Raw genomic sequence first — 26608 nt, forward strand, 5'->3', positions numbered from 1 at the left:
GTCTGTACGGATGGATGAACCCATCCGCATGGAACAAACGATGCCCGCGGGCATCGACGGAGAGAACGGCAGGCCCGTGATGACCGAGGCACCCGGAGCACGACTCACCCATACATTCCGCGCCGCCCCTGAGCAGGTGTTCGATGCGTGGACGACACCGACGCTGTTCGCGACCTGGTGGGGTGGCAGCGCGATCGAGGTGCCGATCGACTCGGTCTCCCTCGACGCCCGCGCCGGCGGCACCTGGACGGCGACGATGATCCTCGGCGAGAACATGCCGGAGTTCCATTGGCGCGGCGAATACCTCGAGGTCGAGCGTCCGAGCAGGCTCGTCCTGACCATGACGGACGAACCGGGTGCCGAGCGCGAAGTGCTGACCGCGGAGTTCGCCGCGGTCGACGGAGGCACCGAACTCCGCTTCAGTCAGACCGGCGGCAACATCTCGCCCGAGGACTACGTACATGCCGCCGACGGGTGGCGTCGGGCATTCGAGGCGTTGGAGGCGCTGCTGCGCGGAGCAAGGTGATCAGGTCGCAGACGAGCCACGCCCGCCGGGTGGTCGCGGCAGTCGCGACTGGAGGTTCAGCGACCGGGGGCGCTCCCGAGCCGTTGCTCGAGCAGTGATCGACTGAAGCGATCTCACGTGCGACGGCGGGATCCAGACCTACTCGCGCAACCAGCGCCCGATCTCGGGTCGGACAGTGCTCTTGAAATTGAAGCGCTCCTGGCTCTACGATCGCTCCGCACCCTGTGCAGCGCGCGCAGGCATGTCTGGAAGGAACTCTCAGTCGTGACTCAACACTCCCCACGCACCATGGACCGCGTGAGCATCGCGGGCGTCGCCGTGGCCGGCCTCGGTGCCGCTCATTTCTGTGCGCCTCAACTCTTCGCGCCGATCACCCAGCCGTTGTTCCCTGAGGACACGCGCGGGTGGACTTACCGGAACGGTGCCACCGAGACGGCGATCGGCGCGGGGCTCATCGCGTCGCGCACCCGCCCGGTGGCCGTCGCGGGGCTGGCTGCCTACCTCGGCTTTCTCGCGTACCGGGTAGCACGCACGGTCCGCTGATCGATGACAACCGCCGGAGCCGCCGACGATGTCCGTGCGCGATACATCCGGAGTGCGCTACCGATCCTCGCGCCGGCGGTCGCCGTCTCGACGGCGGTGGCTTCCGCGTTCGTATTCTCCTCCGCGGCAGGGAAGCTCGGTCCTGCGGGTGACGCAGCGGCACCCGTTGCAGCCGCGATGTGTGTCGGAGTCGTTCTTGTCGACTACTGGCTGCCGAGCGGCGAGCATCCCAGGCGAGTTTGGGGCCTGTTCGTGGCGTGGGCGGCGGCATGGTTTGTCTGTGCTCTCGTATCCCTTCTTGCCGAGGGCGCACAGATCGTGGGCGTTGCCGTCAGTCGACTGACCGTGGGCGAAGTGGGGGAGCTGCTGCATTCGACAAACTTGGGCCAGTGGGGTCTCGTCGGAGTCGTCTGTCCGCTGGTGCTCACGGTCATCGGGTCGGATGCGATGCGAGGTGGGACCGGTTGGCATCCGGCGCTCGTCCTCGGGGTCGCCGCGCTGGGGATCATCGCGTCGCCCCTCACCGGCCACCTCTCCCTGACCACGGCAGGCGCACTGGTCATCTCCGCGCACGCGGTCGCCGCCGCCGTGTGGATGGGACCACTCCTGGCGGCCACCTCCTTGTTGTCGAGTTCGGCGGCCTGGTCTGGCGTTCTCCGGCGGTACTCCCGGGTGGCGTGGTGGTCAGCGTGGACTGTGGCCGCCAGTGGCGCGATGGCGGGTGTCGTGCGAATGACAACCGCGGAGGTGACACGCAGCTATCTCGTCCTGTTCGGACTCAAGATCGCAGTTCTCGTCGTGTTGTTCGCCTGCGGGGCGAGGGCGCGCCGCGTCTGGGTGGGTCGGCCGGACACCTCGAGCCGTACGTCCGTGCGGCGCGCAACCACCGAGTTCGCCGTCATGGCCGTCGCTGTCGGTATTGCCGCGACACTGTCGTCGACGCCGTGAAGACCTAGCCCACTAACTTCAACTTCTCATACCCAATGTCCGTGTTGTAAAACAGATGCGAGGTTCCCTCATGCCACAACGCCCATCCGACCAGTCGGTCACGGTGCTCGCAGTGCTCGTCGTGTGGAACGTGATCTCCACGACGCTGCATTACGCACAACTTCGTCATGGCCGACGACTATCCGCCGGTGCCGTTCTTCCCCAACTCGCTGGCCTACCAGATCGGGATCGTGATCTTCTACCCCTTGCTGACCGGGCTCGGGATCTGGGGTTTCCTTCGCTACCGGTCCGGTCGGTACCGTTACGTCCCGGGTGCTCTCGTCGGTTATTCGATGCTGGGATTCTCCAGCATCGGGCATTTTCTGGGCGGCGTCCCCGACATCCCACCGTTCTTCATGGCGACCATCTCCACCGACTTTGCGGGCGGGCTCGGCCTGATCGTGTTCGCCGCACTCATCGCCAACCGTCACGGCCTGCCGATCGCAACCGAACGAGACGCCGCGGCCATCGGATGACCGAGCCCGAACCACGCCTACTCGTCGTCGAGTGACTGCGCCCAGGTAATCGCCCAGTTCTCGAGCGGGAGACCCACTTCAAGAAGGTCGCGGCCAATTTCGGTGAGAACGTAACCGTCGTCGGTGAGCTCGATGAGCTTCGCTTTCCGCAGTTCCTTGGTCCTCGAACTCAACGTCGCGGCCGCGACACCCCCTGCCGCGGTTTGCAGACCCCGGAATGTCACCGGTCCATCGCGTAGCGCCCACAGCACCGCGAGGCAATCTCGTCGACCCAGAAGGTCGAACAACGCCATCAACGGCCGTCCTGTGCTCGAACCGCGAACCGGACGACCTGGGCGAGGGCTGTCAGCGGTCATAGTCGTCGATCGTAATCCGACGTCCATCCCACGCCTCGTCGCGAGTGGGTCTGGTCTCCAGAGCCACCGGCGAAAGGTGTCAAGGCATCCCAGCGCGGAGTGACATCATCGGAGACATGGCTGATGGGCAGCGACTACTTGCCGGCGTCCGTGCGGTGGTGTTCGACGTCGGTGAGACGCTGGTGGACGAGTCCCGCATGTGGAGCCTGTTGGCACGCGACGCCGGGGTCACGCCGTTCGCGCTCATGGGCATCATCGGCACGTTGATCGAACGCGGCGAATCCCATCGAAAGGCATGGGAGATACTCGGAGTCGATCGTCCGACGACGCCCGTGGCGGTCACCGCCGACGACTTGTACCCGGATGCCCTCGACTGCCTGGCGGCAGCGAAGGCGGCCGGTCTGTCGGTGGGCATCGCAGGCAATCAACCGGAATCGGTTGTTGCCCAGTTGCAGGCTCTGGGCTGCGACGTCGACGTGTCGGCCTCCTCGGCGGAGTGGGGCGTCGCCAAGCCCTCATACGAGTTCTTCACTCGGCTGGTGGGCGCGGTCGGCTTCACCGCGAGCGAGATCCTCTACGTGGGGGACCGGTTGGACAACGACATCCTGCCCGCCGCTCAGTGCGGTCTGCGCACCGCGTTGCTGCGGCGCGGGCCGTGGGGGCACAACCACGCCGATCGACCTCGCGCCGCGGCCGCCGACCTCCGCCTCGATTCGCTGGGCCGGTTGGCCGAGATGTTCGCGGAGTCGACGGGCAACGCAGGCTGAATGAACGCTGCGGCAAGATGACTACAAGTCATGGGTAAGTCGGTCAGCGCACAGTGATTGCAGCAGTTCAGCAACCACGACGCAGGAGATCCCCATGACAGACCGTTCATCATCACCCTCGGCCGTATCGTCTGCCCCGGACCTCACGGGTATGAAGATCGCCCACCGCGGCATGCTCGACGACACGCGCCGATTCGCGGAGATCGTCTCCCGCATCGCCGCCGGTGAACCGTGCGGTCCGCGTCGTCGGAAGGCGATCGTCGACTATCTGAGGCAATTGTGTGTGTCGATCCACCATCACCACACGATCGAGGACGAGGTGGTGTGGCCCATCCTGACGGCGTCGGCGGGGGCGGCGGTCGACGTCCACGATCTGGAAGACGACCACGCTCAGCTGGATGCAGTGCTCGCCACACTCGATGCCCACACGGCGGCGTTCGCGCGTGCCGCGGCCGACGGCACCGGTGCAGCGACGGATCTGGCCGCGACCCTCGATCAGGCGCACCAACTGCTGAGCGAGCACATCGCCGACGAGGAGGAGGTGGTGTTCCCGATCGTCGATCGCTACGTCAGCGTCGCGGACTGGGATCGCGTCGAGAAGGCCGCCCGCAGAGGGTCGAACATGCGCTTCGAGGCGCCCCGGGTGCTCCGACACGCTGACGAGCGCGAGCTCGCGAAGATGAAACACGAAGCGGGGCCGCTTGTTCGCGCGCTGCTCTCACTGCTTGCACGCAGCTTCGACAAGCGAGAAGCAGTCATCGCCGGCCCAAGTCGGTGAGCCCGGCCCGAACCGCGGCCTGCACCTGTTCGGCGGTCCGGCGATGGTCCGCCGCCGCGGCCCTGTCGCCGAGCAGGTCCGCGAGCTCGGCGAGCACGACGTCCATCGGACCGAAGGCCACCGATCCCGAGTTCAGGCCGGCGACCGTGCCCGACCACTCACGCAATTCGGCGTACAGCTCGGCGGCCGCCTCGGTCATCTCGAGACGGACGAGGGCACGCGCATGGAAGACTTCCATTGCCGTCCAGTAGAAGTCACGACTGATCGGTGGCGCGGTCGAGGCAACACGGCGTGCCTGCTCGGGTTGGCCTGCGTCGAGCAACGCGACGACGTAGACCCACGAGATCATCTGAGGTGCAACCTCACCGACCACTGCGAGAGGTTCGACGAGGTGCGCGAGCGAGCCTCGGAACCAGCCGACGACCATGTCTCCGACCAACCCGATCTCGGCTGAGTTGACCGCCCCCGCAGTGCGTAGGCGTTCGGTGAGATCGCGGTACTCGCGCTCGGCCCGGTCGATGTCGCCTCGGAGCACCTCCAGCACGGCGGAGAATGCGGACAACACGACCACGAGTTCGCCCGCCCGCCCGCTCGACGCCGAGCGCAGACCCTGCTGCACCTCTGCGACAGCTCCGGGAAGGTCGGTCTCCGCGGCCCGCGCCAGGAATGAGAAGAAGTGTGCCGCAGCCTGATACGCCAGTATCCCGGAATCGCTCGCGACTCGGGCGAACTGTTGGGTGTACTCCGGCAGTGCCCGGCTGAGGTCCGGCCCCAGGGCCGTGTACACACGCGCATTCCATGCCGCGCACAGTGCCTCGGGGCTGCCGACGTGGGTCGCGGCCACCACGGCCTGCTCGGCCAACTCGATGGCCTGCCGGTCGTCGATACCTTCCAGCTCGAAAACCGCCGACACCAGCAGGTGTACCCGATCCTCACCCGTGGCGCGGGCAAGGGCATCCGTCATCGCCACGATCAGCTCCGTGTCGGCAACGCGTTGGCGGCGGGTCGTCCAGATGACCGGTGCACGCCACGACGTCAGCGCAGCCATGATCAGTTCATCGTCACCCAGGTCCTGCGCGACGGTGAGGGCCTGACGGCGTCGCGACCGGGCCTCGTCGGTGTCGTCCCCGCGGAACGCCAGGGCTGTCACCAGATGCGTCAGCGCCACGACGAAGGCCGACCGTCCGCCGGCTGCGGCGTCCGGGCGTGCGTGTCCGGCCAGCTCATGCAGACGTACGGCCGAGCTCCACAAGTCCGCCGAGTCGGCCTTGAAGTCGGTGTGGAACCTCGCGAGAGCGGCGAGGGTCACCAGTTCGATGGCGTGATCGACCGTGTCCGAGGTGGCGCCGAGTGCGGCGTGATGGGCGAGTTCATCCGAATCGACCCCGCCCGTCTGTTCGAGGTAACGCACGATCTGCCAATGCAACCGACGCTTGCGCAGAGCCGGAACGCTGTCGTAGACGGCGTCCCGGACCAGGACATGGACGAAGCGGATCTGTTCGGCGTCGGCCGTCAGCAAGCCGGCGGTCGTGGCCGTGTCGACGGCATCGAGGACCGCGTCCTCGGCGCCGGCCTGGTCGGCGGATCTGCCCCACAGGGCGAGGACGCCGTCGATGGGCGCGGTGCGACCGAAGAGCGAGGCCAACCGGAGCACGGTGGCAACCTCGGCCGGGAGTCGTGAGATGCGCTGCAGAAGAACGTTCTTGACGCCGCTGGGTACCGTCTCGACAGCGTGCGACGACCCACGGGACGCGACGAGCTTGGCCAGCTCTCGCACGAACAGGGGATTGCCGTCGGTCCTCTCGCGCAGCAGATCGAGCAGGGAGGCATCGTCGGTGTCGAGCCCCACCGATATCGCCAGTTCGCGAATCCCGTTGTCGGACAGACCCTTCAGGTCCATGTGCTCGGCGGTCACCGCGGCGAGAGACGCGGTGGTCGCGAGGAGGTCCACGCCGGATTCCGACGCCCGGTAGGTCACCATGAGCAAGACCGGCGCCCTGGCCATCCAGGTGGCGAGTTGGCGCAGCACCTGCAACGTGGCTCCGTCGGCTCTGTGTGCGTCGTCGAGGACGAGTGCAGCCCCCGGCGAGTCCGGGCTTGCTCCGCATGACTCCGCCACCCGCCGGGCGATGTCGAAGGTACTGTCCGGTCCGGTACCGGATGCCCGCTCGTCGGACTCGAGTTGCTGCAACATCTCTCGCCATGCCCACGCAGCAGGGGCGCCGTCGACCTCGGGACAGTGGCCGATGGCCGTGGTCCACCCGCTCGAACGGAGACGGCCGGCAAACGACTGTGCGAGGGTGCTCTTGCCGCCACCCGCTTCCGCACTCACCCACACCACGCGGAGGCCGGACGCGATCACGCCCTCGGCGTGCCCGAGCAGGGACGTCAACTCCTCCTCGCGGCCGGCGGGCTCGCGATGATCAGATGGGGCGCGTTCGATGGGTGTCGATCTCCGCGGTGTCGGCACCGGGGATGAGACCGCGGCGTCGAGTGCAGGCGACTGCTGGAGGATGTCGCGTTCCAGCTGTTGGATCGCCGGAGCGGGGTCCACCCCGAGCTCGTCTGCGAGATACGACCGCAACCTGCGCAGGGTGGACAGGGCGTCCGCCTGTCGGCCGAGCCGGTACTGCGCCAGCGCCAGCAGCCGGAAAAACTCTTCCCTCGCAGGTTGGTCGTCGCACTCCGCGGAGAGCACCTGCACGGCCTGTGCCGCACGACCATGGTCGACTGCCAATGGCGCCCACTGCTCGATCGCCGACCGTCGAAGGTCCGACAGCCGGGCGACTTCGGGTTGCGCCCAGCTCTCCGCCGAATGGGCGCCGTAGGGTTCGCCGCGCCACGAACCCAGAGCGGCATCGAGTCTTTCGAGTCGGGCCGCGGTAACGGCGTCCTTGTCTCCGTCGCCGACGACGACGGCCTCGAACTCCCACGCGTCCACACTGTCTGCCGGCAGATGCAACGCGTAACCGGGTTGCTCACTCACGAGGATGGTCGCCGGCGCCCGGGGAGGCCGGGACGGTTCGATGACGCGGCGCAGGTTCGACACCTGGACCTGGAGGCCCGCAAGTGCCTTGGGCGGAGGTTCGCCGTTCCAGAGGTCGTCGATGAGCCGGTCGGTCGAGCCACCCGCCCGCGGCCCGCCACGAGCCGCGCCAGGACTGCTCGCTGCCGACGCGGGCCGAGGTCGACCGGCTCGGAACCCAGTGTGCACGTGACGGGGCCCAGTACCGAGATCCGCAGCGCCGGACGGGCGTCATCGCTGCGACGCGCCTCCCGAGCCGCCATGTGCCATCCGTCCTTTCGCCGACACCGTCAGCCTAACGGCGTCTCGCGGCGGCCGCGGCTCGCCTCATGGGTCAGACGGTCGCCTGCGTTCGCTGGGTGTTGTGAGTCCTGCAACGCGTTGTCCCCGAGCCCGTCCTACACTCGCCCTATCGCTTCCGCTCCGGTGAGCGGGTGAGGGTGAAGGGAACGGGGACCATGCGTCGGATCGTCGCAATCACGTGCGCGGTGCTGTGTGCGGTGCTGAGTGGGGTCGGCGTCGCGGCTCCCGGAGCAGGAGCCGCCCCGCGCGGGTGCCCTGAGATCTACGTTCTCGCGGTTCCGGGGACATGGGCCAACGGCGTCAGTCCGGGCCTGCTCGGGGACGTCACCTCAGGCCTCGGTCCCGAGACCCGCGTGCAGTTCGTCGGATACGACGCCACAGCGTTCCCCTGGGAGAAGGCGATCTACGGCAAGTCCAAGGCGCAGGCCGTTGCGAACACCACCGGTCTCGCCCTGCAGATGGTGCGTCGGTGCCCGGGGACCCGCATCGCGCTGGTCGGCTACAGCCAGGGCGCAGACGCGGCCGGGGACCTCGCATCCGAGATCGGCACCGGCCGCGCGGCGATCCGGCCCAGCCAGGTGGCCGGGGTCGTGCTGATCTCCGATCCGCGACGGTCGAGGGAGGACAACCTCGTCGGACCGCCGCTGCGCGGTGAGGGCAGCGGCGGGCCGCGTCTCGACGGGATGGGGTGGGTCCTGCCGCGGGCATTCACGATCTGCGAGCCCACCGATGTGTACTGCAATGTCCCGCGCGACTACTACCTCACGCGCATCGTCGGCTACCTCGCCGAGACCAGCGACCCCACCCCCAGTCAGATCGCGCAGTACCAGGCCGAGGCCGGGGCGATCCTGACCGAACTGCTGACCCTCGGCGGTCCCGGCGAGATCGTGCAGGAGCTCGGCGACGACCGCGCCCGCGATCAGATCGCATCGTTCAATCGGTTCCTGCAGTCGGGATCGCACGGCTCCTACGGCGACTTCGAGGTGAAGCCGGGCGTCACCGCGGTGACGTGGGCCAACCGGTTCCTCGCCGGCCTGGCCTGAGTCAACCGACAAGCTCTGACCTGCGGCGCGGGTGCCGGATTCGGACATCCGGCTAGAGTGGCGTCGACGTGGTCGCCGTCCGGCGGTGGCCTGACCGCCCTCGGACAGACGGACGCCATCCTTGCCAACGCATCCCGCCATACTCGCCGCGACCGACCCAGCCCAAGGCCACGGCGGCTTCATCGGCTGGATCCTCGACCTGATGGACACGCTGGGCGAGGTCGGCGTCGGCGTGGCGATCCTGCTCGAGACCTTCCTCCCGCCCATCCCGTCGGAAGCGGTCCTGCCCGGCGCCGGGTTCCTCGCCTACGAGGGCCGGATGAACGTCTGGCTAGCGTGGCTGGCTGCGACCGTGGGATCGGTGATCGGCGCCTGGATCTGGTACGCGATCGGTGCAGCGCTGGGCCGCGACCGCACGCGACGTCTGGTCGGTCGGCTGCCGCTTCTCGACTACGACGACTTCGACAAGGCGGAGGCCTACTTCGTGAAGTGGGGCGGAGTGGCCGTCCTGCTCGGCCGGTGCGTTCCCTTGGTGCGCTCGTTCGTCTCGATCCCCGCCGGCATCGAGAAGATGCCGTTCTGGCGATTCACCGCCTACACGACGCTGGGCTCGGGCGTGTGGAACGGACTGTGGGTCGGACTCGGATTCGGCTTCGGTCCCGCCATCGCGCCGGTCCTCGACCGGTGGAGCGGTCTGCTCTCCAACATCGTGCTCGTACTACTGGCGCTTCTGGTGGCGTGGTTCGTCGTGAAGCGGATTCGGCGACGGCGCATGCGCGCCTCGCATGTCACCGACTGACCCACCGGCGACGGGCGGTCGTTCACGCAAACGAATTGCAACCATCGATGCTGGTAGAGGCCGCGTCGCTCCCACGACGGTAACGATCACCGTGTCACTATCGATCTAGCCGACGTATGCGGCACTCGCCACCCCCGACCATCGGGGCGCGGTGTTCAAGCGTGTCGGCCTCGCCGGGGGACGTGGCGGAAGCCACTCGAAAGTGCGGCGACACGACTCGAATCAGCCGCTACAGTAGAACAAAGTTCCAGTCCGTTGTAACGAATATGAAGCACCAGGAAGTGATTGGTCATGAAGTTGGCTGACACAATTCACTCGCCCCGACGGGGCTCACTGTTGAACTCGCTCACCGGTGGACGACTCGGGGGCCGTCGCGAAGACACGACGATGTTCCCTGCCGAGGCCGAACGACTGATCACCCCCGCCGAACTCAGACGGTTCGGCGTCCGTTCGTAGCGGGCCCGTCGCTCACGTTCTTCGTTCCCGCTGTATCGGTGGGCGTCGTCGTCGACCGAGAAGAAGCTGCCCTGTAGAGAAGCGCTACTTCGGTGCCAGCTGCGCTAGTTGTAAGTAGCGCCGGTGACCCGAACTAGCGCTTATGCGTGCCGGCTCTCCTGGGGGCCGGTTGTTGTGGGGTCCTCGGTCCAGCGAGCAGGAGTCTCGCGGTTCATTCGTGCACTCGAACGGGGTGTCCGCGGCTGGGCCGCGAAATCTCGTCCATCTCAGCATGGCTCGAGGGCAATATGCCCTTCCTGCGTCGTGAGGTGGACGGGAATTACGCGCGAATCAAGTCGGACATCCGCGACGTCGGTTCCGCTTGCACCTGCGGATCCCCATGGCCGTCGTCGTCCGAGAAGAAGCTGCCCTGTAGAGAAGCGCTACTTCGGTGCCAGCTGCGCTAGCTGCAAGTAGCGCACATGACCTCAACCAGCGCTTCTGCGTGCTGGCCCTCCTAGGGGCAGATGTCTCGGGGGCCTGCCGCCGCGCGCGAAGTGTCGTTCCTCTCGGCTTTGGGTTGGACGGGAACTACGCGTGAATTAAGTCGGGCATCCGCGACGTCGGGTCCGCCGCACCTTGGGGGATCCCGCGGCCGTCGTCGTGCGAGGAGGAGCTGCCCTACAGAAGCGCTACTTTGGTGCCAGCTGCGCTAGCTGCAAGTAGCGCACATGACCTCAACCAGCGCTTCTGTCGACCGCGGGGCTCAATCGCGGCCCAGGGGTTCCCGCGCCTCAGGAGTCGGAAGGCTCCGCGTCCTCGGAGGCCACGCGCACGCTCATTCCGCCGACCGCCACCACGTCGCCGACCGTCAGCTGACGGCCGCGGCGGGCCTCCACCTCGTCGTTGACCGTGACCAGCCCGTCGGCGATCACCTCTTTGGCCTCCGCGCCCGATTCGATGAGGTTGGCCAGTTTGAGGAACTGGCCGAGGCGGATGGAGTCGTCCTTGATCGTCACGTCGTACACCGCCCTGATCATGCCCGCACACCGACCGGCAGGCCACCTCGACGCCGCGTCACCCCCGACCATCCGGCCCGCCGGTCCGACACAGATCTGTGCCGGACGGGGCCAATCCGCGTGGAGTGCCGGGACATACCGCGACGGCCGTCTACCGTTTACGCATGGCCACCGACACCCCCCTCGCGCCGGTCGACCCCACCGCCCGCGACGGACACCACGACGTCCCGCCGCGGACACCCACCGCAGCCGATCGGCGATCGCTCGCACTGTTGGACAACATCAGACGCCCCACCGGGTTCGGGAGCAACGCGCCTCATGTGGCCGGCACGGTCGTCGGTGTGCTGGCCGCAATCGCCTTGATCTCCAGCCTCTTTCCGGCGATCCGGCACCTGATCCACGACCCACGGCGCTACGTCGACGACTACATCATCACGTTGCCGGACACCAGCTTCGCCTGGGCGTTCGTTCTCGCGCTCATCGCTGTCGCGTTGTCGGCGCGTAAGCGGATCGCCTGGTGGATCAGCGTCGTCTACCTCGTGCTGTTCATGGTGGCCAACGTGATCTACCTGGTGCCCTCGCTCGAGGACGATCTCGGTGTCACGTCGTGGGATCGCGCCAACATCTACATCGGTCTCGTCATCGACGCGATCGCACTGATGTTCCTGCTCGCGACCTACCGGCAGTTCTACACACGGGTCCGCAAGGGCGCGATCCCGGCCGCGTTCGCCACCCTCATCGCCGGTCTCGCTGTCGCCACCCTGCTGGGATGGGCACTCGTGTGGGCGTTCCCGCACACCCTGACCCGCGGCGATCGCCTGCCCTATGCGTTCAACCGGGTCGTGGCCTTCGGAGCCATCGACCAGGATGCGTCCTTCGACGGCAGGCACACCCACGTCCTGGTCAACGGTCTGCTGGGGTTGTTCGGCGCGCTCGCGCTGATCGCGGCCGCGTTCGTGCTCTTCCGCTCGCAACGACTGCGCTGGCTGATCACCGCCGAGGACGAAGCCCTCATCCGCGCGCTGATCACCCGCTTCAACGACGACGATTCGCTCGCCTACTTCTCGACGCGCCGCGACAAGGCGGTGGTGTTCTCACCGGACGGCCGGGCGGCCATCACCTATCGGGTGGAGGTCGGCGTCGGCCTGGCGGGCGGCGACCCGATCGGCGACCCGGAGTCGTGGCCCGACGCCATCGCCGAATTCCTCACGCTGTGCGAGAAATACGGCTGGCACCCGGCCTCGATGGGCTCGAGTCCGCGCGGCGCGGCAGCATACGACGCCGCCGGCTTCGTCTCGCTCAACATCGGTGACGAGGCCATCCTGCACACCCGCGAGTTCAGTCTCAGCGGCCCGATGATGAAAGCGGTCCGGCAGGCGGTCACCCGCACGCGCAGAGCCGGTGTGACCGTTCGCATCAGGCGGCACTCGGAGATCGGCGACCCGGAGATGGCACAGATCGTCGCGCGCGCCGATGACTGGCGCGACACCGACGAGGAACGCGGCTTCGCCATGGCGCTCTCGCGCATCGGGGATCCCGCGGACGGCGACTGCCTGCTGGTCGAAGCGGTGATGGACGAGGGCACCGATCACGAAAAGGTCGTGGGCATGCTGTCGTTCGTCCCGTGGGGGCGTCGAGGCGTCTCGCTGGACCTCATGCGCCGCGACCGACACGGGCCCAACGGTGTCGTCGAGACGATGGTCGCCGAATTGTGCCGCGACTCCGAGCAACTGGGGATCACCGAGGTGTCCCTCAACTTCGCCGCGTTCCGCGCGTTCTTCGAGCAGGGACCGCAGATCGGCGCCGGACCCGTGATGCGCATGGGGTACTCGGTCCTGATGTTCGGATCGCGCTTCTTCCAGATGGAGTCGCTGTACAAGTCCAACGCGAAGTATCTGCCGGACTGGCAGGCGCGGTACCTGTGCTTCGAGGACAGCCGCATCTTGCCGCGTGTCGGGCTCGCCGCGATCGTCACCGAAGGCTTCATCACGCTGCCCCGTTTCGGCCGTGCCAAGCACTACACCCAGGGTCCGCCGTCGATTCCGCCGGGCGTCGACGCCCCTGCCCTGATCGCCGAACTCGAGACCGAGGCATCGACTCCCGAGGGCGCCGTCATCCACCGCCCGGAGCAGGTGCGGGTCCGGCTGGACAAGATGGACCGTCTGGTCGAGCGGGGGTTCGACCCGTACCCGCCTGCGGATGAGCCCACCCACACGATCGCGCAGGCGAAAGCCGAACCGGAGGGCACCGTGGTGACGGTGGCCGGTCGCGTCACCCGCCTCCGCGACTTCGGCAAGGTGGTGTTCGCCGACGTCCACGACTGGTCGGGTGAGGTGCAGCTCCTCGTCGAGGACTCCCGTGTCATCCCCGGGACCCCGGATTTCGGCACCGATGTCGATCTCGGAGACCTCGTACAGGCACGCGGCGTGGTCGGCTCCAGCCGGAAGGGTGAGCTGTCGATCCTCATCGACGCCTGGCGGATCAACGGCAAGTGCCTGCGCCCGTTACCCGACAAGTGGGCGGGACTGACCGATCCGGAGGCGCGCGTCCGGCAGCGATACGTCGACCTCGCGATCAACGAACAGAGCCGCAAGCTGCTCGCCACGCGGAGTCTGGTCGTGAAATCGCTGCGCGACTTCCTCGCCGCCCGGGGCTTTCTCGAGGTCGAGACGCCGATCCTGCAGCAGATCCACGGCGGCGCCAACGCGACGCCGTTCCAGACGCACATCAACGCCTACAACCTGGACCTGTATCTGCGCATCGCACCGGAGCTCTATCTCAAGCGGCTCTGCGTGGGCGGCGTGGAGAAGGTCTTCGAGATCGGTCGCAACTTCCGCAACGAGGGTGTCGACTTCAGTCACAACCCGGAGTTCACCAGCCTCGAAGCCTATGAGGCGCACAGCGATTACCTGAAGATGCTGGATCTCACCCGCGAGATGATCCAGCATGCGGCCACCGCTGCCTACGGTGAACCCGTGATCGTGCGGACCGACGCCGACGGCAACGAGGAGCGCGTGGACATCTCGGGTGAGTGGCCGGTGAAGACCGTCCACCAGGTGGTGTCCGAGGGGGCGGGGGAGGAGATCACCCCCGAGACCTCCGTCGAGACCCTGCGTGCCGTGTGCGACCGCCTCGAGATCAACCACCGTCCAGACTGGGACGCCGGCCAGATCGTGCTCGAACTCTACGAACACCTCGGCGAGGACAAGACCACGTTCCCGACCTTCTACACCGACTTCCCGACGTCGACGTCACCGCTGACGCGCGCCCATCGCAGCAAGCCCGGCGTCGCCGAACGGTGGGACCTCGTGGCGTGGGGCGTGGAACTCGGCACGGCCTACACCGAGTTGACCGATCCGGTGGAACAGCGCCAACGTCTGACCGAGCAGTCGATCCTCGCCGCGGACGGTGACCCCGAGGCGATGGAACTCGACGAGGACTTCCTCCAGGCGCTGGAGTACGCGATGCCCCCGACCGGCGGGCTCGGGGTGGGCGTCGACCGGGTGGTCATGCTGATCACCGGTCAGTCGATCCGGGAGTCCCTGGCATTCCCCCTCGCCAAGCCGCAGGACGCCTAGTCGGGGACCCGACCGTCAGTGGTTGTCGTTGAATGCGTCGATGATCGACTGCGGGATACGGCCTCGGGCCGACACCTCGTACCCGTTGTCGATGGCCCACTCGCGGATCTGGCGTGACCGTTCCGGAGAGGATGCCGACCCTGTCGACCCGCGGGTCGGCAGGGGGCCGCTGCCGCGAACCGGCGTGGCCTTGTCGATGTACTTGTTGATGTCCTTCTCGAATCGCGCGAGATTCGCGGTCCGGAGGTCGAGCGCGTAACGAGCGGCCCGACGTCCTGGCAGTTTCACCTCGAATTCGACGCGGTGACAGTCGTCGTCGCCGACCGGTTTCCCGTCGAAATCGTCGACCCACTCGACTCGAGTCGTCTTAGCCATCACCCACACCTTTCACGACCCCGACCTCCAGATTAGCGATTCTAAATACCACCCTAGTTCACCGAACGGCGATGGCGTCGGGTCCGAGGCGCGGGCCGACCCGCGGATCGTCGGCCGGTTATGAGTCCAGGGTGCCACCGATTGCGCTACAACACGCCGAGTTCTGTAACGACGAGGGCGCGCAGGACGACATAGACACCGACCCCCGACGTAGAACGAGAGGACCCCGATGGCGGTCGAGGAGCCCACCCGCATGTCCCGATGGACGCGCCGTCTCTGAATGGACAGGGCCCGCCACGCCCATCACGGCTACGACACATCGTCGTCGCCGGAACCCGTGTCACTTCTCCGACCCCGTAGCATCTGAACCCGTGGCGCCGGACGAGAGCAACACGGTCGCGGAGGCCGTCCCGGGGGGAGGGGGCGATGCGCAGCATCTGCGCGCGCTCCTCGCCTCGGTGTCCGTCGGGGATCGGGACGCATTCGCGCGTCTCTACGACCTGACCAGTTCGCGTATCTACGGTCTCGCCGTCCGCATCGTGCGCGACCGGGAGTATGCCCAGGAAGTGGTCCAGGAAGCCTATCTGCAGTACTGGCTGAAGGCCGGTGACTACGACCCCTCGCGCGGATCGGTGATCACCTGGATGATGACCATCGCCCACCGCCGAGCCGTCGACCGCGTCCGCAGCGAGACCACCCAGACCGAGCGGTTGTCCGAGTACGGGGTGCGAGCCGCGGAACCCGAAGCGCCGCGCAACATTCCGCTCGAGACGGTGGTTCGGGCGGCCGAGTCGGGAGTCCTCCGCACCTGCCTCGGACAACTCACGCAACTACAGCGGGAGAGCATCGAGATGTCGTACTTCGGAGGACTGACCTATCCGGAGGTGGCCGAGCGGACGGACACGGCGCTGCCCACCACCAAGTCCCGGATCAGGGACGGGCTCAAACGTCTGCGCAAGTGCATGGAGTCGCAGCGCGAGCGCTGAGAGTCTCGGTACCGGGCGACCGGGCAGCTCGAAATCGGGCACACTGGTTCGGGTGCAAGAGTCCTCACCCGCCGCAGACGGCTCCGCGCCGGGTGTGTTCGTCACCGCCGGTGACCATCGACTACATGTGCTCGACGAAGGGTCCGGTCCGCCGCTCCTGCTGATGGCGGCGCTGGGAAGCAACTGGTTCGACCTCGATCCCCTGGTGGCCAGGTTGGCGTCGTCGTGGCGCGTCCTGCGGTACGACCGGCCCGGGTACGGCCTCTCGAGTCCCGTCGGCCGACGCCATCACCCGTCGCTGCTCGGGGAGGTGGAACGGATGGCTGCGGTGCTCGACGCGCGTGGCGTCCGCGAACCCGTTGTCGTGGTGGGTCATTCGCTGGCGTCCCTCTACGTGGAGGCGTTCGCGCGGCAGTATCCGGAGCGGACTGCGGGCGTGGTCGTGCTCGACGGTTCGTTCGCGCTCGTGCCATGGCGTCTCGTCCCGTTGTCGTTCCGAATCGGCAACGCCCACCGACTGATCGGGGCGGCGCGAGCGGTCACGAGTCGCGTGGGCATCCGCCGCTGGCCGAGTCTGCAGGTCTGGACCCGGGTGGTGCCCGCACCACCGGAGGGACGCGGTGAACTGCAGCGGCGGTGGAGCGCACGGATCTTCGGGCAGCCGCCGCATCTGCTCGCGCTCCTCGTCGAGAACGCCGCGTTCGGGGCGATGAACCAGACGCTGCGGGGGCTGCGGCGTGACAGACCGATGCCCAGGGTCCCGATAATCGTGGTCGTCGCGTCGTCGAACCTGCCCGGGTGGCGGGAGTTCTGGGAGTGGAAGCAGCAGCGGTATGCGAGGGTGCTGGACGCCCAGGAAGTCGCCGTGCTGCCCCGCGCCCGGCATTTTCTCGTCTCGGAACGGCCCGACGACGTTGCCGAGATCATCGACGACGCGTGCCGACCGCGGATCGACCACGGTGACCCTACCCGCGAGTAACCAGCTACTTGCGGTTACACCTAAACTGGTCGCATGAGTGAGCTGACCTTCACCCCGACGGCCGACCTCGTCGACGAGATCGGCGCCGACGTGCGTAGCTGCGACACCCAGTTCAGGCAGTTCGGCGGCACCCGTGAGTTCGTCGGCCGGGTGACGACCGTCAAATGCTTCCAGGACAACGCCCTGCTCAAGTCGATTCTCGGTGAATCCAACCCCGGGGGCGTGCTGGTCGTCGACGGGGACGCCTCGGTACACACCGCCCTGGTCGGCGACATCATCGCCGAGCTCGGCCGGTCCAACGGCTGGGTCGGGATCATCGTCAACGGGGCCATCCGCGACGCCTCGACCATCGGCGGGATGGCCATCGGTGTGAAGGCGCTGGGCACCAACCCGCGCAAGTCCACCAAGACCGGTGCCGGTGAGCGCGACGTCCCGCTGACGATCGGCGGCGAGACCTTCACTCCCGGCGACGTCGTGTACTCCGACGACGACGGCATCGTGCTCGTCTCGCCGGATAGCTGACCTCGACAGTCCTGTCCGTTCCATCCCGACCGCCCGCGCTGAGGAGCACCGACATGCCGAAGCCCACCACCGACTACTTCGCTCGCCTGGGTGCGCTCGTCGCCATCGACGACGCCGCGAGTCGACCCACCCGTTCCGTCCTGGAAGCCTTCAGCGGCACCGAGATGGCGACGATCCCGGTGGCGACCGCCGCCGACCTCGAGGCTGCCGTGGCACGGGCCCGGCAGGCGCAGGAGGGGTGGGCGGCGCGCACACCGGCCGAACGGGCTGCCGTCATCGACCGCTTCTCCGACCTCGTCCACCGCAACTCCACGGCGCTGATGGACATCGCGCAGGCCGAGACGGGCAAGGCCCGTATCTACGCGCAGGAAGAGGTCATCGACGTCGCGATCACCGCGCGGCATTACGCGACGAACGGGCCGAAGCTGCTGGCCGACCGCAAGGTGAAGGGAATGCTGCCGGGCGCGACGAGTGTCCGAGTTCGCTACCTCCCCAAGGGCGTGGTCGGCATCATCAGCCCCTGGAACTACCCGCTCACGCTTGCCGCCTCGGACGCCGTGGCGGCACTCATCGCCGGCAACGGCGTCGTGATCAAGCCCGACAGCCAGACCCCGTACTGCGCACTGGCATTGGCCGAACTGCTCTACGAGGCGGGCCTGCCGCGCGAACTGTACGCCGTGGTCCCGGGCCCCGGAGGCGTTGTGGGACAGGCGATCATGGCCTCGACCGACTACGTGATGTTCACCGGGTCGTCGGAGACCGGAGCCACCCTCGCCGAACAGGCCGGGCGTCGGCTGATCGGGTTCTCCGCCGAACTCGGTGGCAAGAACCCGATGGTCGTCACCGCCAGCGCCGACATCGCGAACGCGGTTCGTGGTGCCGCCCGCGCGGCCTTCTCGAACTCCGGGCAGTTGTGCATCTCGATCGAGCGGATCTACGTCGACAAGAAGATCGCCGACGAATTCGCCGACCGCTTCGCGGCCTTCGTGTCGTCGATGACGCTGTCGGCGTCCTACGACTTCAGCGCCGACATGGGTTCGCTGGCGTCGGCCGCGCAGATCGACACCGCCGAGGCACACGTCGAGGATGCCGTCGCCAAGGGTGCGAAAGTGCTCGCGGGCGGCAAACGCCGCGCCGATCTCGGGCCGTTCTTCTTCGAGCCGACGGTCCTCGCCGACGTCACCGACGACATGGTGTGCTTCGGCAACGAGACCTTCGGTCCGGTCGTGTCCATCTACCCCGTGGACTCCACCGACGAGGCCATCAAGCTCGCGAACGACACCGACTACGGCCTCAACGCGAGCGTCTTCGCGGGAAGCAGTGCCGAAGCGCAGGCCGTCGCCGAGCAGTTGCGCGCCGGAACCGTGAACATCAACGAGGGTTACGCCGCGGCCTGGGCCTCGACCGCGGCGCCGATGGGCGGCATGGGCATCTCCGGGATGGGGCGCCGCCACGGCGACGAGGGTCTGCTCAAGTACACCGAGCCGCAGACGATCGCCGAGCAGCGCTTCATCGGCATCGACCGTATGCCCGTGGTCCCCACCAGCATCTACCGCGCGATCACCCCGACCGCAGTGCGCGCGCTGAAGTATCTGCCCGGACGCTGAGGACTCTGGCCCAACTCAATCGATGTCGCACGCGATCTCGATCCGTACCCGCGACCTCGATCGAGGTCGCGTAGCCGGAACGAGGTCGCATGCGACGTCACTTCCTCGGCGCCGTGTCGGCGGTTGTCGCGCTCCTGCGTGTGAGCGCGGCTACGGTAACCGTGTGACTCGGAGCCGACGCATGCGCAGAGACCCCGTCAATCGACACCGTGGGGCTTGACATCCGCGGTGCGACGGCCGCGCACACCGCGATCCTCGGCAGTGGGCGGTATGCCGTCGAGGCGCTGGCGAACCTGGACGCCGTTCCCGTGTCGGGGGCGACGGTGATCGTCGGGGCACCTCGGTTCGCCGGTGGCACAGGCGGTCCGGCGCGCGTCCTCGCGACGGCATGAGGGAGGAACGATCGATGACAACCCGGATCGACGGTTTCACACGCGGAATGCACACGTTCGACGTCGTCGACACCGGGCCGATCGACGGAGAACCCGTACTGCTCCTCCACGGGTTCCCACAGCGCGCCTCGTCGTGGGAGAGGGTCGTCCCGCTGTTGCACGACAAGGGTTTCCGCACGATCGCTCCGGACCAGCGCGGGTACTCACCCGGAGCCCGACCGACGAGACGGCGGGAGTACCGGCAGTCGGAACTGGTCGCGGACGCGCTCGCGCTCCTCGATGCGGCCGGGATCGAGCGGGCCCACGTCGTGGGACACGACTGGGGGTCGGCGGTCGCCTGGACGATGGCGGCGCATCATCCCGACCGGGTGCGGACGTTGACGGCCTTGTCTGTCCCACACCCGGGTGCCTTTGCCCAGGCCATGCCGCGAGGCCAGCTCCGCCGCTCCTGGTACATGCTGGCCTTCCAGATCCCGGTGGTTCCGGAGCGTCTCCTCGGATGGGCGATGCGCACCCAACCGGACTTCGGCGCCCGGATGGGGCTCCCCGAGCCGTTCGCCTCGCGGGTCGCCGACGAGATCGGGGAGTACGGCGCCCTGCCGGGAGCTCTCGGCTGGTACCGCGCGATGTTCCTCCGCGACAGCGGGGCGGCTCCGAGACGCGTGCGCGTCCCGACCACCTTCGTGTGGGGCGACGCCGACATCGCCCTGGGCAGGGTCGGGGCCGAACTCACCTCGGGGTGGGTCGAGGCGCCGTACGAGTTCATCGTCCTGCACGGCGCCGACCACTGGCTGCCCGAATCGCGGCCCCGGGACGTCGCGGAGGCGATCCTGGACCGGGTCACCCGGTCCGACGAGCACGCATCCGGATGACGGGATACGCCGCCGAGGTGTGACCCGGCTCTCCGGTGGGTAATGGCTTCGGCGTGGTTCCCATCTCACACGGTCGGCCCGGGACGTCAGCCGAGGCCGCGGTCAGCTCCCGGAGTGCCGTAGTGCGTCCGGTTCCGTTGCGCGACCGCGGATTCCGGCGAGTGAGCGCCTGCCCGGTGCCCGAGGACGTATGGTCGGCGTACAGCTCGGGTTCGACTATGCAGCAGCGCGTAGGAACGAGAGACTATCCACGACCACCCGGACGAGGTCTCGTGACAAGAATCGATTCCCCACTGGCGCGTGCCCATGGCTGAGCGCGGCGCAACTCCCAAGGTATCGCCGTTGCGGCGAGGTTTCCTCGGTGCGATCCGGCACCTGTTCAACCCCCTTCACCCCGACGACTACCTCGAACTCATCAACCCGCTCTGGACCACGCGCGAGCTGCGTGGCCGGGTGGAGGAGGTCCGTCCGGAGGGCGTCGACGCGTCGACCGTGTGGATCAGGCCGGGTTACGAATGGCCCGGCCACCTACCGGGGCAGTACGTCCGGCTCGGCGTGGTCATCGACGGCGTGTTCCATTGGCGTGCATATTCTTTGACGTCAGACCCCGAGCCACGAGACGGGTTGATCTCCGTGACCCCGAAGCTGGTCGAGGAGGGGACGGTGTCGCCGTACCTGGTCCGCGGGATCCGGCCGGGTGAGATCGTCCGGCTGGGCGAGATCGAGGGAGTCTTCACTCTTCCCGATCCGCTCCCGGCGAAGATGCTGTTCATCAGCGCGGGCAGCGGGATCACACCGATCATGAGCATGCTGCGCGACCTCGACCACCGCGATCGCCTCGACGACGTGGTCGCCATCCACTCCGCGCACAGCGACGACCAGGTCATGTTCCGGGCCGACCTCGAGTCGATGGACGACCGCCAGGACGGCTTCGACCTCATCCTGCGGATCACTGGCCGGGATGGTCGCGTCAAGGCCTCCGACCTCGACGAACTGTGTCCCGACTGGCGTGAGCGGGAGACGATGTGCTCCGGTCCGAGCGAGATGCTCGACGCGCTCGTCGAGCACTGGGAGTCCGAGGGCGTCGCCGACAAGATCCATCTCGAGCGGTTTCAACCGATCATCGGTGGGAATGCCGGGGAGGGGGAGGGCGGCACAGTCCGGTTCCTGCGCAGCAAATCCGAAGCGGCGTGCGAGCCGGGTACCCCGATCCTCGTCGCGGGTGAGGAGAACGGTCTGGAGCTCAAGTTCGGCTGCCGGATCGGTATCTGCCACACATGTACGGGAGTGCTCAAACAGGGCAACATCCGCGATCTACGCACCGGCGAGGTGAGCTCCCCGGAGGGGCAGAGCATCCGTATCTGCGTCAACACTGCCGAGGGCGACGTCGATGTCGACCTCTGACCGGAAGGACACCATATGACAGCCACCGATTCCGGCCGGCGTGTGACGAGCCCGCTGGCCCACCTGGACGCCGAGACCATCGAGCGCCTGGCCGAGGAGTTCGACGCGATCCACGACGAGGTCTACGGCGACCTCGGCGACCGCGACCGTCGGTACATCAAGACGGTCATCGCCACCCAGCGTCAGCTGGCCGCGCTGGGCAGGATCGTGCTGCTCAACTCGCGGTCGAGAGGCGCGTGGGTCGCGGGCACCGCATGCCTGGGCATGGCCAAGATCCTGGAGAACATGGAGATCGGCCACAACGTCATGCACGGCCAGTGGGACTGGATGAACGATCCGTACATCCATTCGTCGGTGTGGGACTGGGACACCGCGTCGACCGCCGAGGCGTGGAAGCACTCGCACAACTACATCCACCACACCTTCACCAACATCCGCGGCAAGGACAAGGATCTCGGGTACGAGATCATGCGGATCGACCCGAACCAGAAGTGGCATCCCGTCTACCTGCTGCAGCCGTTCTACAACCTGCTGCTGACCGCGTTCTTCGAGTGGGGCGTCGCACTCCACGACCTCGATCTGGAGGCGATCCGCCGCGGGGAGAAGCCGACGTCCGAGCTGATCGCCGATCTGAAGGGCATCGCGGTGAAGATGCGCCGGCAGGTCGTCAAGGACTACATCGGCTGGCCCGCGATCAGTGCGGGGGCGTTCCTGCTCACCCAGGCCGCGACCCGCGGCGGCATCCGCCAGCCGGCGACGTCCCGGATCGGCACCATGCTGCGTCGTGTCGGCGGCAAGCGGATCAGCTCCGTGGCCGACGCCGCCGACCGCGCGCTGCCGGGAGCCGAGAGTACCTTCCTCCGTACGCTGACCGCGGATTTCACCGCGAACATCATCCGGAACGTGTGGGCGCACGCCATCATCTTCTGCGGTCACTTCCCGGACCAGACATACACATTCAGCCAGGACGAGGTCGAGGACGAGACCCGCGGTGGTTGGTATGTCCGACAACTGGTGGGTGCGGCCAACATCGAGGGGAGTCCGCTGTTCCACGTCATCAGCGGCAACCTCGGTTATCAGGTGGAGCACCACCTGTATCCCGACATGCCGAGTACGCGGTACTCGGAAGTGGCCCCCAAGGTGAAGGACATCTGCGAGCGGTACGGATTGCCCTACAACACAGGACCTTTCGGTCAGCAGTGGGGCCAGGTGCACCGGACCATCGCGCGGCTTGCCCTCCCGGGCGGACAGGCACGACCCAAGCCCGGTCCCTATCGTCGTCCGCCGCACTCCAGCGTCGGCGAGCCCCGCGTCAGTGAAGCCGCTCGGTTCCGGGGTCGACTCCCCGCCGAGCATCCGAATGCCGGTCCTGAGCACGAGTCGGGAGGCGTCGAGGTGTCGCCACCGCCGCGCTAGCGGCCGGCGTCAGCGCAGGACGCGGCGGAGGACGACGAAGACGACGAACGCGACCGCCGCCGCGATTCCCGCGTAGGCCGGCGTCAGGTTGATGGTCGCCGGCTCGGTGGGTGCACCCGACCGCAGCTGCGCGAAAGTCGCACGCGCGGCATCGGATTCGGCGACCACGTCGACCGCCGGGCGGTCCGGGGTCGACGGGGCCTCGGGTGCGGGCGGCGCCGACTTGGGCGGGGTCTTCTTCGCAGGTGCCTTCTTCGACGCCGACTTCTTGGCGGGTGCGACGCCCGCGGCCGCCTTCTTCGCCGGTGCCTTCTTTGCCGGAGCCTTGCCCGCCGGGGTCTTCTTGGCCGCCTTCTTCGCCGGCGGCTTGTCGTCGCCGGTTCCCGCCGACGCCTCGGCCTGTGCGACCTCCGGGGCGGGGGCACCCTTCTCCGGGTCTGGCTTCGCGGGCGACGCGGACTTCTCGGCGACAGGCTTCTTCTCGAGGCCCGGCTTCTTCGCCGGTGCCTTTTTCGCGGGAGCTTTCTTGGCCTTCTTCTCGGGAGCCTTCTTCGCGGCCGGTGCCGGCGTCTCCGACGGTGTGCCGGATGCTGCTGTCGCGGGTTGCGAAGTCTCGGAACCGGACTCGCCCGGCATCGGGAACAGGGTCTGCTCGCCGGTGTCGGGGGTCGTACCCGGCGACGGCGCGTTGTCGGAAGGCGCGCCCTCGGACGGCGTGTCGTTCGGCTCCGGTTCGGTCATTCGGCGCTCCCTCGGTGTGTCCTGCGCGCGCCCGATGAGGAACCCGGGCGCGCCGCGCGACGCGTGGTGACCATCCTAGTGGGTCTGCTCTGGGCCGCCACGAGGGTCGGCGAGCATCCCACGCGTCGCGGGCGTGTGGTCAGGAACGGACGCCGAGACGGGCGAGGATGTCGGCGTCGATCGCCACGAGTTCGCTGTCGATCGACTGATGAGCGGTCCGGCGCTGGCCGGCCGACATGGTCTCCGCGGTCTCGACCGCGATGGTCAGGTTGTCGAGACGCTTGGTCATCGCGGCGACGAAGTCCTTGGCGTCGGGACTCGTGTCCTGCGCGACGACCTTCTCCAGGGCCGTGCGGGTGGTCGCGATGCGTGCCGACAGCGTCGCGCCGTGACCGCTGTACTGGCGCAGCACCTCTGGGGAGACGCCGGCGCGGCTGGCCTGCAACGCCGAGATCTGTGCCCGACCAGCGACGGCGGCGCGGTAGACGATGGGGGCCGCGATCGGCGCGACGAGGCGCGCGACGGTGAGGTAACGCTTCACGCTGGTCGGGCTCAGTGCCTTGGCATCGGCCACGGCCTTCGCCTCCGCGGTCAGCTTCTCGGCTTCGGCCTTGCTCATCTTCTGCTGAGACTTCGCGAGCTGCTTGGCGGTCTTGCGCTCGGCCTTCATCTCCTTCTGGAAGTATTTGTGCTCGGTCTTGCGGCGAGCCTTCTGTTCCTTCCGTCGGGTCTTGGCGTCGAACTTCGCCTCGAGCTTGGCTTTTGCCTTGAGAGCCTTCGCCTCAGCCTTGCGCTGAGCACGAGTCCTGCCGTCGGAGGAGAACAATCCCATCGAATGACCTTTCGCTGCTGCCGAGAAGACCGCTGCGACTCCCCGGTCCGCTCGCTCCGGTTCGGGCGCTCGTGCTGCTCCCGCCGCCGGCCGTGCGTGATAACAAGTACAAGCATGACATGTGGTTGTATCCGACCACGTGTCCGACCGCTCGAGCCGAGAAAGGGATGGCGTGGCCCCTGTGGTGTTGTCGCCGCGCGATCTGGCCGGTTGCGAGCATCGGGTGGCGCTCGATTTCTCCCACGACCGACGACCGGGCACCGAACCCGACCCGCCGGGGGTGCAGCGTCGTAAGGAGGCAGCCGCCGATCATCGGGCGGCTGTCCGCGAACTGCTCCGTGCGGTCCACAGCGACCAGCCCGGAGCATTCGTCATCGTCGATCCGGGGATGACCAGCGCCGACCGGGTGGCCGCCACCCTGCGCGCCTGCGACAGCGGGGCATCGTGGATCTGGAACGCGACGCTGCCGACCGACGAGACACACGGCCGACGCGGCCACGCCGAGCTGCTCGTGCGGCGCGGCGACGGGTACATCCCCGTCATCGTCGTCAATCACCGGGTGACTCAGCCCGCGAAAACGGCGCCGGACCCGGCCGGCCGGCCGCCCACGCTCGTCACGAGTCCGTTCTGGACGTGGGCGCCGTCGCCGGATCCCTATCGCACGGGGAGGCCCAACCGGCGAGACAATCTGCGCCTCGCGCAGCTGACCGCGATGCTCGTCGAGATGGGCAGGGCGTCGTCGGCCGACCGGTCCGAGTTGCGCGGTGGCGTGATCGGCGTCGATGCCGACTGCATCGTCGTCCACGACACCGGGGCGATGCTGGACGACTACCAGCAGGTCCTCGACCATCGACTGGCCATCGCGGCCGGGAGGGTCGAGACCGGCCCCCGGCGGATCTCCGAGTGTCGGTCGTGTCCGTGGTGGGTCAAGTGCGGGCCGGAGCTCGAGGCCCGGCACGACGTGAGCCTGGTCGCGACCGGAAACCAGGGCGCGGTGCTGATCGACGCCGGGATCACCACGATCGACCAGCTCGCCGCCCAGCGTGGCGCGCCGCCGGAGGGTTGGCCGGGCGCGGTGCGGTTCGGGGACGCCGTCATCGGCGCGATCGCGTGGCTCACCGGTACCGAACTGGTGCGCCGGCTCGACTCGCCCCGGGTTCACCGCGCCGACATCGAGATCGACGTCGACATGGAGAGCTACGGCGAGCACGGCGCATATCTGTGGGGCACGCTGCGCACCGATACGACCGATGAGTCCGTACCGGTCGTGTACCGCCCCTTCGTGACCTGGGACCCGTTGCCGACGCGCGACGAAGCGCGCTCGTTCGCCGAGTTCTGGGGATGGTTGATGGCCGAGCGGGCCGCGGCTCACGATGCCGGTCAGACCTTCGCGGCGTACTGCTACTCGCAGCAGGCGGAGAACCGGTGGCTGCTCGGTTCGGCCGACCGCTTCGCCGGCGAACCGGGGATACCGTCCCGCGCCGAGGTCGAGGCGTTCATCGGATCACCGGAATGGGTCGACATCTACGAGGCGGTCGGCGAGAACTTCATCTGCCCGCACGGCAAGGGGCTCAAGCGGGTCGCGCCCGTGGCCGGTTTCGCCTGGCGGGACGAGGACGCGAGCGGTGAGGCCTCGATGGAGTGGTACCGGGCGGCAGTCGCTCTCGGTGGGGGCCGCGCCGACGAGGGGCAGCGTACCCGGCTCCTCGAATACAACGAGGACGACGTACGTGCGACGAAAGTGTTGCGCGAGTGGATCTCTGACGGGGCGGCCGAGCAGGCTCCGCACGAGCGCGACCTGCTCGCGCGCCAACCCGCCGAGTGAGAGCGTCCGGCTCCGACCGACC

At 67.8% G+C, this 26608-nt stretch carries 23 protein-coding genes and 1 pseudogene; 18 read left to right on the plus strand and 6 right to left on the minus strand.

Translation table 11 applies throughout. The annotated features are described in order from the left end of the window. Positions 1-28: 28 nt before the first annotated feature. From MAY35_RS08480 to MAY35_RS08495, 4 genes are all read left to right on the plus strand, one after another. Complete coding sequence (locus MAY35_RS08480; protein WP_238420680.1) at positions 29-526, plus strand: SRPBCC domain-containing protein; 498 nt, start codon at positions 29-31, stop codon at positions 524-526. A gap of 288 nt (positions 527-814) precedes the next feature. Then, positions 815-1069: a hypothetical protein gene (locus tag MAY35_RS08485; RefSeq protein ID WP_238421033.1), complete on the plus strand. Its 255-nt coding sequence runs from the start codon at positions 815-817 to the stop codon at positions 1067-1069. 3 nt (positions 1070-1072) lie between these two features. Further along, the gene (locus tag MAY35_RS08490; protein ID WP_238420682.1) at positions 1073-2017 is read left to right on the plus strand and encodes a CopD family protein; all 945 of its coding nucleotides are present in this window, start codon (positions 1073-1075) and stop codon (positions 2015-2017) included. Between the two features lie 167 nt (positions 2018-2184). Continuing rightward, the gene (locus MAY35_RS08495; RefSeq protein ID WP_238420684.1) at positions 2185-2532 is read left to right on the plus strand and encodes a hypothetical protein; all 348 of its coding nucleotides are present in this window, start codon (positions 2185-2187) and stop codon (positions 2530-2532) included. Between the two features lie 17 nt (positions 2533-2549). Here MAY35_RS08495 and MAY35_RS08500 read toward each other — a convergent pair whose 3' ends face one another. Next, positions 2550-2825, minus strand: coding sequence for a helix-turn-helix domain-containing protein (locus MAY35_RS08500; RefSeq protein WP_238420686.1), 276 nt, complete (start codon positions 2823-2825; stop codon positions 2550-2552). Between the two features lie 179 nt (positions 2826-3004). Between MAY35_RS08500 and MAY35_RS08505 the strand changes: the two genes are divergently transcribed. After that, complete coding sequence (locus MAY35_RS08505) at positions 3005-3655, plus strand: HAD family hydrolase (RefSeq protein WP_238420688.1); 651 nt, start codon at positions 3005-3007, stop codon at positions 3653-3655. A gap of 151 nt (positions 3656-3806) precedes the next feature. After that, positions 3807-4433, plus strand: coding sequence for a hemerythrin domain-containing protein (locus tag MAY35_RS08510; protein WP_238420690.1), 627 nt, complete (start codon positions 3807-3809; stop codon positions 4431-4433). Here the strand turns inward: MAY35_RS08510 and MAY35_RS08515 are convergent. Continuing rightward, the gene (locus tag MAY35_RS08515; protein ID WP_238420692.1) at positions 4411-7482 is read right to left on the minus strand and encodes a BTAD domain-containing putative transcriptional regulator; all 3072 of its coding nucleotides are present in this window, start codon (positions 7480-7482) and stop codon (positions 4411-4413) included. The genes MAY35_RS08510 and MAY35_RS08515 overlap by 23 nt on opposite strands. 434 nt (positions 7483-7916) lie before the next feature. Between MAY35_RS08515 and MAY35_RS08520 the strand changes: the two genes are divergently transcribed. Together MAY35_RS08520 and MAY35_RS08525 are read left to right on the plus strand one after the other, a co-directional pair. Next, positions 7917-8804, plus strand: coding sequence for a cutinase family protein (locus tag MAY35_RS08520; RefSeq protein ID WP_238420694.1), 888 nt, complete (start codon positions 7917-7919; stop codon positions 8802-8804). 121 nt (positions 8805-8925) lie between these two features. Next, positions 8926-9603 (plus strand): DedA family protein, encoded by a 678-nt coding sequence (locus MAY35_RS08525; RefSeq protein ID WP_238420696.1) that lies wholly within the window; start codon positions 8926-8928, stop codon positions 9601-9603. Positions 9604-10832: 1229 nt separating this feature from the next. Here the strand turns inward: MAY35_RS08525 and MAY35_RS08530 are convergent. After that, on the minus strand, positions 10833-11078 hold the full coding sequence (locus tag MAY35_RS08530) for an RNA-binding S4 domain-containing protein (RefSeq protein ID WP_238420698.1): 246 nt from the start codon (positions 11076-11078) through the stop codon (positions 10833-10835). 143 nt (positions 11079-11221) lie between these two features. Between MAY35_RS08530 and lysX the strand changes: the two genes are divergently transcribed. After that, the gene (gene lysX / locus MAY35_RS08535; RefSeq protein ID WP_238420700.1) at positions 11222-14635 is read left to right on the plus strand and encodes a bifunctional lysylphosphatidylglycerol synthetase/lysine--tRNA ligase LysX; all 3414 of its coding nucleotides are present in this window, start codon (positions 11222-11224) and stop codon (positions 14633-14635) included. 15 nt (positions 14636-14650) lie between these two features. Here lysX and MAY35_RS08540 read toward each other — a convergent pair whose 3' ends face one another. Continuing rightward, positions 14651-15010: an Lsr2 family protein gene (locus MAY35_RS08540; RefSeq protein WP_238420701.1), complete on the minus strand. Its 360-nt coding sequence runs from the start codon at positions 15008-15010 to the stop codon at positions 14651-14653. 371 nt (positions 15011-15381) lie between these two features. Here MAY35_RS08540 and MAY35_RS08545 point away from each other — a divergent pair, with 371 nt between their 5' ends. From MAY35_RS08545 to MAY35_RS08580, 8 genes and pseudogenes are all read left to right on the plus strand, one after another. Then, a complete protein-coding gene (locus MAY35_RS08545; RefSeq protein WP_238420703.1) occupies positions 15382-15996 on the plus strand; it encodes a sigma-70 family RNA polymerase sigma factor in 615 nt (204 codons plus the stop codon). Between the two features lie 52 nt (positions 15997-16048). Then, positions 16049-16975 carry an alpha/beta fold hydrolase gene (locus tag MAY35_RS08550; RefSeq protein ID WP_238420705.1) on the plus strand — a complete coding sequence of 309 codons (927 nt, stop codon included), beginning with the start codon at positions 16049-16051 and terminating at the stop codon, positions 16973-16975. Positions 16976-17008: 33 nt separating this feature from the next. Then, positions 17009-17497 (plus strand): ribonuclease E activity regulator RraA, encoded by a 489-nt coding sequence (gene rraA, locus MAY35_RS08555; RefSeq protein ID WP_238420708.1) that lies wholly within the window; start codon positions 17009-17011, stop codon positions 17495-17497. Positions 17498-17550: 53 nt separating this feature from the next. Further along, positions 17551-19104 carry a succinic semialdehyde dehydrogenase gene (locus MAY35_RS08560; RefSeq protein ID WP_238420710.1) on the plus strand — a complete coding sequence of 518 codons (1554 nt, stop codon included), beginning with the start codon at positions 17551-17553 and terminating at the stop codon, positions 19102-19104. Between the two features lie 203 nt (positions 19105-19307). Then, a pseudogene (locus MAY35_RS08565) lies at positions 19308-19496 on the plus strand (cyclase family protein); the annotation flags it as partial. 14 nt (positions 19497-19510) lie between these two features. Next, a complete protein-coding gene (locus MAY35_RS08570; RefSeq protein ID WP_238420712.1) occupies positions 19511-20368 on the plus strand; it encodes an alpha/beta fold hydrolase in 858 nt (285 codons plus the stop codon). Positions 20369-20674: 306 nt separating this feature from the next. Then, positions 20675-21772, plus strand: a complete 1098-nt coding sequence (locus MAY35_RS08575) for a ferredoxin reductase (protein ID WP_238420714.1) — start codon at positions 20675-20677, stop codon at positions 21770-21772. A gap of 15 nt (positions 21773-21787) precedes the next feature. Continuing rightward, positions 21788-23188, plus strand: a complete 1401-nt coding sequence (locus tag MAY35_RS08580; protein WP_238420717.1) for an acyl-CoA desaturase — start codon at positions 21788-21790, stop codon at positions 23186-23188. Between the two features lie 9 nt (positions 23189-23197). Here the strand turns inward: MAY35_RS08580 and MAY35_RS08585 are convergent, their stop codons facing one another. Both MAY35_RS08585 and MAY35_RS08590 read right to left on the minus strand, forming a co-directional pair. Next, entirely contained in the window at positions 23198-23929 is a 732-nt protein-coding gene (locus tag MAY35_RS08585; protein WP_238420719.1) for a hypothetical protein, read from the minus strand. Between the two features lie 139 nt (positions 23930-24068). Then, complete coding sequence (locus MAY35_RS08590) at positions 24069-24761, minus strand: DUF6474 family protein (RefSeq protein WP_238420721.1); 693 nt, start codon at positions 24759-24761, stop codon at positions 24069-24071. A gap of 172 nt (positions 24762-24933) precedes the next feature. Between MAY35_RS08590 and MAY35_RS08595 the strand changes: the two genes are divergently transcribed. Then, the gene (locus MAY35_RS08595; RefSeq protein WP_238420724.1) at positions 24934-26586 is read left to right on the plus strand and encodes a TM0106 family RecB-like putative nuclease; all 1653 of its coding nucleotides are present in this window, start codon (positions 24934-24936) and stop codon (positions 26584-26586) included. Positions 26587-26608 lie beyond the last annotated feature (22 nt).

This window comes from Gordonia sp. 'Campus' (genome assembly GCF_022206305.1).
GTDB lineage: Bacteria > Actinomycetota > Actinomycetes > Mycobacteriales > Mycobacteriaceae > Gordonia.